This is a genomic window from Polaromonas sp. P1_G2 (assembly GCF_056405515.1).
Genome location: NZ_JBFUBY010000148.1, coordinates 1 through 10,269, shown reverse-complemented (window position 1 = coordinate 10,269; position 10,269 = coordinate 1). Strand labels below are relative to the sequence as shown.

The 10,269-nt window shown below is 65.3% G+C and carries 8 protein-coding genes and 1 pseudogene; 5 read left to right on the top strand and 4 right to left on the bottom strand.

Translation table 11 applies throughout. The annotated features are described in order from the left end of the window. Together AC1D0P_RS15555 and AC1D0P_RS15550 are read left to right on the top strand one after the other, a co-directional pair. Positions 1-832, top strand: a pseudogene (locus tag AC1D0P_RS15555) (SARP family transcriptional regulator); the annotation flags it as partial. 52 nt (positions 833-884) lie between these two features. After that, positions 885-1,340, top strand: coding sequence for a DUF2917 domain-containing protein (locus tag AC1D0P_RS15550; RefSeq protein WP_477677570.1), 456 nt, complete (start codon positions 885-887; stop codon positions 1,338-1,340). 81 nt (positions 1,341-1,421) lie between these two features. Here AC1D0P_RS15550 and ssb read toward each other — a convergent pair whose 3' ends face one another. Next, positions 1,422-1,925, bottom strand: coding sequence for a single-stranded DNA-binding protein (gene ssb / locus AC1D0P_RS15545; RefSeq protein ID WP_477677569.1), 504 nt, complete (start codon positions 1,923-1,925; stop codon positions 1,422-1,424). Positions 1,926-1,980: 55 nt separating this feature from the next. Beyond that, the gene (locus AC1D0P_RS15540) at positions 1,981-3,213 is read right to left on the bottom strand and encodes an MFS transporter (protein WP_477677568.1); all 1,233 of its coding nucleotides are present in this window, start codon (positions 3,211-3,213) and stop codon (positions 1,981-1,983) included. A 211-nt stretch (positions 3,214-3,424) separates the two neighbouring features. On the opposite strand from AC1D0P_RS15540, the gene uvrA reads away from it, so the two are divergent. Both uvrA and AC1D0P_RS15530 read left to right on the top strand, forming a co-directional pair. Further along, positions 3,425-6,496, top strand: coding sequence for an excinuclease ABC subunit UvrA (gene uvrA, locus AC1D0P_RS15535; protein ID WP_477677567.1), 3,072 nt, complete (start codon positions 3,425-3,427; stop codon positions 6,494-6,496). Between the two features lie 74 nt (positions 6,497-6,570). Then, positions 6,571-7,506, top strand: coding sequence for a DMT family transporter (locus AC1D0P_RS15530; protein WP_477677566.1), 936 nt, complete (start codon positions 6,571-6,573; stop codon positions 7,504-7,506). 42 nt (positions 7,507-7,548) lie between these two features. Here the strand turns inward: AC1D0P_RS15530 and AC1D0P_RS15525 are convergent, their stop codons facing one another. Together AC1D0P_RS15525 and AC1D0P_RS15520 are read right to left on the bottom strand one after the other, a co-directional pair. Then, positions 7,549-8,289, bottom strand: a complete 741-nt coding sequence (locus AC1D0P_RS15525) for a GNAT family N-acetyltransferase (protein ID WP_477677565.1) — start codon at positions 8,287-8,289, stop codon at positions 7,549-7,551. A gap of 263 nt (positions 8,290-8,552) precedes the next feature. After that, entirely contained in the window at positions 8,553-9,026 is a 474-nt protein-coding gene (locus AC1D0P_RS15520) for an Lrp/AsnC family transcriptional regulator (RefSeq protein WP_007867295.1), read from the bottom strand. Positions 9,027-9,143: 117 nt separating this feature from the next. Between AC1D0P_RS15520 and hppD the strand changes: the two genes are divergently transcribed. Further along, positions 9,144-10,269, top strand: a 1,126-nt coding sequence (gene hppD, locus AC1D0P_RS15515; protein ID WP_477677564.1) for a 4-hydroxyphenylpyruvate dioxygenase, incomplete at its 3' end; no start/stop codon positions are given.

The following is a 10,269-nucleotide window of genomic DNA, read 5'->3' as shown; positions in this document are numbered from 1 at the left end:
GGCCGCGGCGGCCTGCCGTGAACTCGGTTACGTCGAGTTCCTGCGCGGCCGCTACGAGCGCACGCTGGCCTGGCTGCAGCGCGCGGCGCCGCTGGCCGGCGGCGACCGCGCGGAGCAGGCGCGCATCGCCACCGTGCACGGCTCCGCGCTCAGCGACACCGCGCACTACGCGCCCGCCATCGCCCTGCTGCGAGAGGCCGAGGCGCTGGGCGCCGCCGCCGGTGACCCCAGGCAGCGCGCCTATGCGTTGTCCATGCTGGGCCGCGCGCTGCTGCTGCACGGCGAGCTGGACGCCGCCGCCGACGCCCTGGACCGGTCGGTGGCGCTGGCCCAGCCGGGCTGGACCGCTTTTGTACCCTGGCCGCAGTCGCTGCGGGCCGAAGTCGACCTGCTGCGCGGCGACGTGGAGGCCGCCGCGAACCGTTTCGAGCATGCCTTCGCGCTCGGTTGCCAGATCGGCGACCCATGCTGGGAAGGCATTGCCGGCCGGGGGCTGGGACGCGTGGCGATGGCGCGCGGCGAACCCCGGCGCGCCGCCGAAATCCTGGTCGACGCGCTGGCGCGCTGCGTGCGCCTGCCCGATGCCTACCTGTGGGGCAAGGGCTATGCGCTCGACGCGCTGTGCGGCGTCGCGGTGGCCGAGGCCATGCCCCAGGCCTCGGCCTGGGTCAACGAGTTGCAGGACCTCGCCGCGCGCAGCGGCATGCGCGAACTCACGGTGCGCGCCTGCCTGCATCGCGCCACCCTGGGCGACAGCTCGAGCGCGGCTGCGGCGAAGCTGCTCGCCGGCCAGATCGACAACCCCGCGCTGCACGCCCTGGCCGGGCTTTGACACCGGCGACGGCGCGGCCACGCCCGCACGGCAACACCTCAAAAGGCTCATGATGAATGCAAAATCCAAGGGCGCCGTACGTCACGGCGCAACCCGTCACCTGGTGCCCGGCCAGGCGCTGCGCCTGCCCCGGCGCGGCGGCGAACTGACGGTGCTGCGGGGCCGGCTCTGGCTCACGCGCAATAACGATCCCGGCGACCACTTCATCGACATCGGCCAGCGCGTGCGCCTTGGCGACCATGAGAACGCGGTGATCGAACCGGCCGGAAGCTCGCAGGGCGTGATCCTGCGCTGGGAGCCCCGCCGCGCGGGTTTTACCGGCGCCTGGTTTGCCCTGCCCTTGAGCGGCGCGGCCTTCCTGGCCTGGATGGCGGCGCGTGGCTTCGCCGCGCTGGCGCGCAACGCGGCGGCAGGGGCCAGGCGCGCACGCGGCTGTTGCGGCGACCGCCATGCCGTATTCGTTGCCCTGGAAGGCGGGGCGGCAAGGGAGCCGGGCCGCCGCTCCTGAAAGAAAAAAGGCCCGAGGCGTCAATGCCTGGGGCCTTTTTTTGTTCCGCTGGCGGCTTACGCCCTGCGGGTCAGTTGCGGGTCAGAACGGGATGTCATCGTCCATGTCGTCAAAGCCGCTGGCCGCCTTGGACGCCGCGGGTGCTTGCCGCGGTGCGGCTGCAGCCGGCGCGCGCGCAGGTGCGGACTGGCGCGGGGCTTCGTAACCGCCGCCGCCACCGCCGTCGTCACCGCCGGGACCGCCCATGCCCTGGCGGCTGCCCAGCATCTGCATCTGGTCGGCGCGGATTTCGGTGGTGTATTTTTCGATTCCGTCCTTGTCGGTCCACTTGCGCGTGCGCAGCGAGCCTTCCACATAGACCTGCGAGCCCTTGCGCAGGTACTGGCCGACGATCTCGGCCAGGCGGCCGTTGAACACCACGCGGTGCCATTCAGTGGCTTCCTTCATTTCACCGGTCTGCTTGTCCTTCCACTTGTCGGTGGTGGCGATGGTGACGTTGGCGACCTGGTCGCCGCTCGGGAAGCTGCGCATTTCGGGGTCGCGGCCCAGATTGCCGACGACGATGACTTTATTGACGGATGCCATGAGGGGTTCTCCTGAGCTGATCTACAGAGCGGGGGGCCCTGCTATTTATGAATGGCTACAGTTTAACTGGCTGGCCCGGCAAGGCCTCGCCGCCCGAGGGCTCCGTAGCCGCATGGCGGCCGGGCGCCCGCATGGGCCAGGCGACCAGCAGCCAGGCCAGCATCAGGCCGCCGCACAGCAGGAAAAGCCCCTGGGCGCCGTGCGCCTTGGTGACCCAGCCGCCGACCGCGCCGCCGGCAAAAAACCCCAGCGATTGAAGGGTGTTGTACACCCCCAGGGCCGCGCCGCGCGCCTGCGCGGGCGCCAGGCGGGACGCCAGGCTGGGTTGGGTGGCCTCCAGCACATTGAAACCGCAGAAAAACAGGAATAACAGCGCAGCCAATGCGGCCAGGCCGTGCGGCGCCGGGGCCGATGAGGCCACCCACAGCAGTCCCAGCTGCACCACAAAGACCAGGCCCACGGCGCCCAGGAACACCGCCCGCAGGTAGCCGCGCCGCTCCATGGGGAACAGCACCGCGCCCATCACGACAAATGAGGCCAGCACCGCCGGCAGGTAGACCTGCCAGTGGCCGGCCTTGTCCAGCCCAGCCGCCACCAGCAGCGCCGGAATCGCCACCCACATGGCCAATTGCACCGCATGCAGCACGAACACGCCGAAATCCAGCCGCAGCAGGGCCGGGTCTTTCAGGACTTCGAGCAGGCTGCCGCGCGGGCGATTCACGTGTTCTACCGGCTCGGGCGGCACCCACCAGGCGACTACCGCGATGCCGGCCAGCGCCAGCGCGCCGGTCAGGGCGAACAGGCCGTGCAGCCCGATATAAGCCGCGAGCAGCGGCGCGACGAGCAGCGAGAGCGCGAACATCAGCGCGATGCTGCCGCCCACAAGGGCCATGGCCTTGGTGCGCACCTCATCGCGCGTGGAATCGGCCAGCAGCGCGGTGACGGCGGCGGAGATGGCGCCCGCACCCTGCAGCGAGCGGCCGGCAATCAGCCAGTTCAGGTCCGGGGCCCAGGCCGCGATGAAACTGCCCAGGGCAAAAATCACCAAGCCGGAAATAATCACCGGTTTACGGCCCCACCAGTCCGAGGCGATGCCGAAAGGGATCTGCAGCAGGCCCTGCGTGAGCCCGTAAATGCCCATGGCCAGGCCGACGCGCGCCGGGTCGTCGCCGCCGGGGTATTTGGCCGCCTCCAGCGCGAACACCGGCAGCACCAGGAACAGGCCCAGCATGCGCAGCGCAAAAATCGACGCCAGCGAGGCGCTGGCGCGCCGCTCGGTGGCGGTCATGGGAAAGGACACAGGGGAGGATGGCGCGGGCACGGGAATAAAGCAGGCAAAAAGACTAAAAAACCGGAATAAAAAGGCCCAAGCCGGGGCGGATCGGGAGTTTGGGGCACCGGGGCGCGGCAAGCCCCGGCCGCCCGGACCTTGTCCAGACGGCTATTGTGCTTGAAACGGTGCTTCGGTCTATGATGGAGAGTTTTGCGGCTGCCACATCTTGAACTCTCCCGACGACAGCAAATACCTTGCCTCCCAGGCTGCGGAAGGCCGGCACGTGGCGGAGCCCGCCCAGGGCCGCTACCTGGCACAAGCCCTGGCGGCGCAGCGCATCAGCATTCGCGGGGCGCGCACGCACAACCTCAAGAACATCGACCTGGACATTCCGCGCAACCAGCTGGTGGTGATCACCGGGCTGAGCGGATCCGGCAAGTCGTCCCTCGCCTTCGACACGCTGTACGCCGAGGGCCAGCGCCGTTACGTCGAAAGCCTGTCGACCTACGCGCGCCAGTTTTTGCAGCTGATGGACAAGCCCGACGTGGACATGATCGAGGGCCTGTCGCCCGCGATCTCCATCGAGCAAAAGGCCACCTCGCACAACCCGCGCTCGACCGTGGGCACGGTGACCGAGATCCACGACTACCTGCGCCTCTTGTTCGCGCGCGCCGGCACGCCGTTCTGCCCCATCCACGACCTGCCGCTGCAGGCACAAAGCGTCAGCGAGATGGTCGACACCGTGCTGGCCCTGCCGGAAGACACCAAGCTGATGATCCTGGCGCCGGTGGCGCGCGACCGTAAGGGCGAGTTCGTCGACGTCTTCGCCGAAATGCAGTCCCAGGGTTATGTGCGTTTTCGCGTCGACGGCACGGCCTATGAGTTCGACGACCTGCCCAAGCTCAAGAAAACCGAGAAGCACAACATCGACGTAGTGATAGACCGCATCAAGGTGCGGGCCGATTTGCAGCAGCGCCTGGCCGAAAGTTTCGAGGCTGCGCTGCGCCTGGCCGACGGCAAGGCGATTGCGCTCGAGATGGATACCGGCAAGGAACACCTGTTCAGCGCGAAATTCTCCTGCCCGGTCTGCGACTATTCGCTCAGCGAGATGGAGCCGCGGCTCTTTTCGTTCAACTCGCCGGTCGGCGCCTGCCCGACCTGCGACGGCCTGGGCCACATGGAGTTTTTCGACCCGGCGCGCGTGGTGGCTTTCCCCTCGCTGAGCCTGGCCAGCGGCGCCGTCAAGGGCTGGGACAGGCGCAACGGCTATTACTTCGCCATGCTGGAAAGCCTGGCCAAACACTACAAATTCAACATCGACACGGCCTTCGAGGACCTGCCCGACAACGTGCAGCAGGTCGTGCTGCACGGTTCGGGCGACGAGGAAATCAAGTTCAGCTACGTGATGGACTCGGGCAACTTCGCCGGCAAGAAGATCAGCAAGAAGCACCCTTTCGAAGGTGTGATCACCAACTTCGAGCGCCGCTACCGCGAGACCGACTCCGCCGCCGTGCGCGAGGAGCTGTCCCGCTACCGCAGCGTGCAGCCCTGCCCCGACTGCGAAGGCACGCGCCTGCGCACCGAGGCGCGCCACGTCTACCTGGTCAGCGCGCCCGAGGGCGGCGCCCAGCCCCAGCGCAAGGCGATCTATGAGATCAGCCACGCCACCCTGCGCGAGAGCTTCGAGTATTTCAGCGTGCTCAAGATGGAAGGCGCCAAGGCCGAGATCGCCGCCAAGGTGGTGCGTGAGATCGGGCTGCGCCTGAAGTTCCTCAACGACGTCGGCCTCAATTACCTGAGCCTGGACCGCAGCGCCGAGACGCTGTCGGGCGGCGAGTCACAGCGCATACGACTGGCCTCGCAGATAGGCTCGGGCCTGACCGGCGTGATGTATGTGCTCGACGAGCCCAGCATAGGCCTGCACCAGCGCGACAACGACAGGCTGATCGGCACGCTCAAACACTTGCGCGACATCGGCAACAGTGTGCTGGTGGTCGAGCATGACGAGGACATGATCCGCGCGGCCGACCACGTCATCGACATGGGGCCGGGCGCCGGCATCCACGGCGGGCGCGTGATGGCCCAGGGCACCTTCGACGAAGTCAAGAACAACCCCGATTCGCTGACAGGCAAGTATTTGGCGCAGACACTGAAAATCGCCGTGCCCAAGCGCCGCACACCCTGGCTGCCGACGGTGAAGGCGGTGGAAACCGCCGAGAAGAAAAAGGCCTCGCGCTTTCCGCAAAGCCCGGCCGCCGAACGCCGCGCCGCGCGCGAGGCCGTGCACCAGGCCACGCTGGGCGACATGCAGGCGCTGCGCGTGATCAATGCCACCGGCCACAACCTGAAGGGCGTGAGCGTCGAGTTTCCGGTCGGCCTCTTGACCTGCGTGACCGGCGTTTCCGGCTCGGGCAAGTCCACGCTGGTCAACGACACGCTGTACACCGCCGTGGCCCGCACCTTGTACCGCGCGCACGAGGAGCCTGCCGCGCATGAAGCGATTGAAGGCATAGAACACTTCGACAAGGTCATCAACGTTGACCAGTCGCCGATTGGCCGCACGCCGCGCAGCAACCCGGCCACCTACACCGGCCTGTTCACGCCGATACGCGAGCTGATGGCCGAGATGAACACGGCCCGCGAACGCGGCTACGGTGCGGGGCGCTTTTCCTTCAACGTCGCGGGCGGCCGCTGCGAGGCCTGCCAAGGCGACGGCGTGGTCAAGGTCGAAATGCATTTCCTGCCCGACGTCTATGTGCCCTGCGACGTGTGCAAGGGCATGCGCTACAACCGCGAAACGCTCGAAGTGCAATACAAGGGCAAGAACATCGCGCAGATCCTGGACATGACGGTCGAGGTCGCAGCCGAGTTCTTCAAGGCGGTTCCCGTCATCGCGCGCAAGCTACACACGCTGCTGGACGTGGGCCTGTCCTACATCAAGCTGGGCCAGGCCGCGACCACGCTGTCGGGCGGCGAGGCGCAGCGCGTCAAGCTCGCGCTGGAACTGAGCAAACGCGACACCGGCCGCACGCTTTACATCCTCGACGAGCCAACGACCGGCCTGCACTTCGCCGACATCGACCTGCTGCTCAAGGTGCTGCACCAATTGCGCGACGCGGGCAACACGATTGTCGTGATCGAGCACAACCTGGACGTCATCAAGACGGCCGACTGGCTGGTCGATATGGGCCCCGAAGGCGGCGCCGGCGGCGGTACCGTGGTGGGCGTGGGCACGCCGGAAGACATCGCGGCCAATCCCGCCAGCCATACGGGACGCTACCTGGCGCGCCTGCTGTAATTTGCGTCGATGCACCTGGGCGCGCGCCGCGCCCGGGCCGCGCCTTTCTCTCTTCCTTTCATAGGATCCAGGTTTTGAACAGCTCCACGTTTTTCACCCAACGCAAAGTCGTTTTCCTGCTGGCCTCGCTGTGCTGCCTGCTCTGGGGCAGCGCCTACCCGGCGATCAAGAACGGCTATGCGCTGTTCCACATCGCCGCCGATGACATTCCGTCCAAGCTGGTGTTCGCGGGCTGGCGTTTTATTTTTGCCGGCCTGGTGCTGCTGGTGTTTGCCCTTGTCAGCCGCAAGCCGGTGTTCCAGCTGGACCGCCGCACCTTCGGCCAGGTCACGCTGGTGGGCCTGACGCAGACCAGCGTGCAGTACGTGTTTTTCTACATCGGGCTGGCTTATGCCACGGGCGTGAAGAGTTCCATCATGAACGCGACCGGCACCTTCTTCAGCGTGCTGCTGGCGCAWTACATCTACAAGAACGACAGGCTCAGCTTCAACAAGGTGCTGGGCTGCGTGGTGGGTTTCGCGGGCGTGATGGTGGTGAACTTCAGCGAAAGCCTCTTGAGCTTTGATTTCACGCTGCTGGGCGAGGGCTTTGTGGTGATCGCCGCCTTTGTGCTGTCCGCCGCCAGCATTTACGGCAAAAAGGTCTCGCAGCGCGTGGATTCCGTGGTGCTCACGGGCTGGCAGCTGGCCATTGGCGGCCTGGCCCTGTTGCTGATCGGTCTGGCCACCGGAGGGTCTCTGACGGGCTTCACCGTCAAATCTACCCTGCTGATGGTTTACCTCGTGGTGCTGTCGTCGGCGGCGTTTTCGCTGTGGACGATTCTGCTGAAGTACAACCGGGTGAGCATGATCACGGTGTTCAACTTCATGGTGCCGATTTTTGGGACCATGCTGTCGGCAATGTTCCTGGAGGAGCAGTTCCTGGAGTGGAAAAACGGCCTGGCCCTGGTGCTGGTCTGCTATGGGATCTGGCTGGTGACCATGGAGGAGAAAGAGAAGCCCGCAGATTGAATCTTTGGTGGCGAACTTCTCCCAGCCCGCCGAACCAGAGAATTACATCGGCATGCGGTCCCGCCCATCCCGGACGCCCTGCCGCACTTCCTGGATCGCGCCCAGCAAGTCCCAGAACTGCTTGGCCTGGACTTTGAGGCGGTAATCGGTCTGGGCAATCTGCTCTTCGACCATTTCGGTCATGCGCGAATCCAGGTCGGCTGGCGGCAGCTTGAGGTAGGCCTCGCTTTCCGAGCCGTCACGCACGATGGTGGCGCCGGCCTTGCGGGCGATGTTGAGCATGGCGGTGTTTTCGCTGAGCGCGTGGATGAACATCATGTCGACGCCGTCGTTGYGGGCGTGCATCACGGCGCGGTCGAACAGGCGCGAGCCGTAGCCCCGGCCGCGGGCCTGGGCCAGCACCGAGACGCCGAATTCGGCGCAGCTCTTGAGATTCGGGTCGGTCGAATGCGCCAGGTGGGCCATGGCGATCAGCTGCAGCTTGCGGTTGTAGATGCCGAAGATCTCGTCCCGGTCGAAGTTGAGGCCGTCGACATAGCGGCGGATTTGTTCGTCATTGGCCGAGTAGCCGAAGCGCAGGTAACGGTCGTGTTCATCCAGGGCCAGCAAGTGGGCGGCGATGCGTCCCCCGTGGCTGGGGCCTATGGAGCGGATGGGAACCATGACGGGCTGGACGCGCGGGACGGCAGGCGTCTGCGGCGCGCTCGTCTCGGCTACAGGCGGGCGGAAGAACTCCTTGCTCGCGTTGTAGGAAGCTTTTAACAGTGTGCTGGGTGAGACCATGGCTTCAATATAAGGGTTTTCCCTAGAATTCCCAGTCTAAGGGCTTCTCCGGGGCCTTCAATAGGGAGAGCTGCCAAAATCGCCCCGGATTGCCACTTTTCCGCAAAAGCAGGGCTTGGCGAGCTATAAAAATCATAGCCAATTGGCATGGAAGATGAAAATGTTGCAATGCAGCAACACAATCCAAACCGCGATCCTGCCAAATCCAGCACACAGCCATTGGCTACCCGCTTGTTGRCGCAGGCCTGACTCGCTTCACGCCCTCACAAAGGCACGGCCGTGGTCGCCTTGACCCGGTCCAGCACAAAGCTGGTTTTGCAGTCCTGCACGCTGGGGTGCTTGAGCAGGGTGTCCATGATGAAACGGCTGTAGTGGGCCATGTCCTCGACCAGCACGCGCAGCAGATAGTCCATCTCACCGGTCAGCGCGGCGCATTCGGCGACCTCGGGCCAGGTCTGCACGCTGGCGCGGAACAGGTCCATGGGGTTGCGTTTGTGGCTTTCGGTGTGCTTTTCGAGGCGCACGTTGAGGTAGGCCGTCAGGCCCAGGCCCACAGCCTCGGGTTTGACCAGCGCCACGTAGCGGTCTATGACGCCACTTTCTTCCAGCCGCTTGACGCGCCTGAGCACCGCGCTGGGCGAGAGGCCCACCTGTTCGGCCAGCTGGTCGTAGGTGGCGCGGCCGTCGTCCTGAAGTTTGCGCAGGATCTGGCGATCGAGCTTGTCGAGTGTTTCCATGCTGCTTATTTTGCAGGTTTACTGCGTCAAAGGCAATTTTAACGCCCTGTTTCGCAGTAAAACTGATGCCGGACGCCGCTAAAGTCCAATGCATAGCCCACCATTTTGGAGACACGCATGAACGCACGCACCGACACCGCCCTGAACTTTGAACAAGGCGCGGCCTGGGACAACCCCATGGGGACCGACGGCTTTGAATTCATCGAGTACGCCGCCCCCGACCCGGCTGCCATGGCGGCGCTGTTCGWGCGCATGGGCTTCAAGCCGATTGCCAAACACCGCCACAAGAACGTGACGCTGTACCGCCAGGGCGGCATCAACTTCATCCTGAACGCCGAGCCCGATTCCTTCGCGCAGCGTTTCGCGCGCCAGCACGGCCCCAGCGTCTGCGCCATCGCCTTTCGCGTGAAGGACGCCAAGTTCGCCTACGAACGCGCCATCGCGCTGGGCGCCTGGGGCTACGCCCACACGGCGGGCCCGGGCGAGCTCAACATCCCGGCCATCAAGGGCATCGGCGACTCCATCATTTATTTCATCGACAAATGGCGCGGCAAGAACGGCGCGCAGCCCGGTGACATCGGCAACATCGGCTTTTACGACGTGGATTTCGAGCCGCTGCCCGGCATTGCGGGCGATGCGCTCAATCCCGCCGGCCACGGCCTGACCTACATCGACCACCTGACGCACAACGTGCACCGCGGCCGCATGGACGAGTGGGCCGGCTTTTACGAGCGGCTCTTCAATTTCCGCGAAATCCGCTATTTCGACATCGAAGGCCAGGTCACCGGCGTGAAGAGCAAGGCCATGACCAGCCCCTGCGGCAAGATCCGCATCCCGATCAATGAAGAGGGCAACGAGAAAGCCGGCCAGATCCAGGAGTACCTGGACCGCTACCAGGGCGAGGGCATACAGCACATCGCCATGGGCAGCAACGACCTGTTCGCCACGGTGGACGCGCTGCGCGCCAGCGGCGTGAAGCTGCTGGACACCATAGACACCTACTACGAGCTGGTCGACAAGCGCATCCCGGGCCACGGCGAAAGCGTGGCGGACCTGAAGAAACGCAAAATCCTGGTGGACGGCAAAAAGGGCGCGCTGCTGCTGCAGATCTTCAGCGAAAACCAGCTGGGCCCSATCTTCTTCGAGTTCATCCAGCGCRRKGGCGACGAYGGYTTYGGCGAAGGCAACTTCAAGGCGCTGTTCGAGAGCATTGAGCTGGACCAGATGCGCCGCGGGGTTCTGG

Bases quoted from the DNA above. Each gene is read 5' to 3' on its own strand.
- ssb (WP_477677569.1), bottom strand. From the start codon at position 1,925: ATGGCATCCGTCAATAAAGTCATCGTCGTCGGCAATCTGGGCCGCGAC.
- AC1D0P_RS15550 (WP_477677570.1), top strand. From the start codon at position 885: ATGAATGCAAAATCCAAGGGCGCCGTACGTCACGGCGCAACCCGTCAC.
- AC1D0P_RS15540 (WP_477677568.1), bottom strand. From the start codon at position 3,213: ATGACCGCCACCGAGCGGCGCGCCAGCGCCTCGCTGGCGTCGATTTTT.
- AC1D0P_RS15520 (WP_007867295.1), bottom strand. From the start codon at position 9,026: ATGGAAACACTCGACAAGCTCGATCGCCAGATCCTGCGCAAACTTCAG.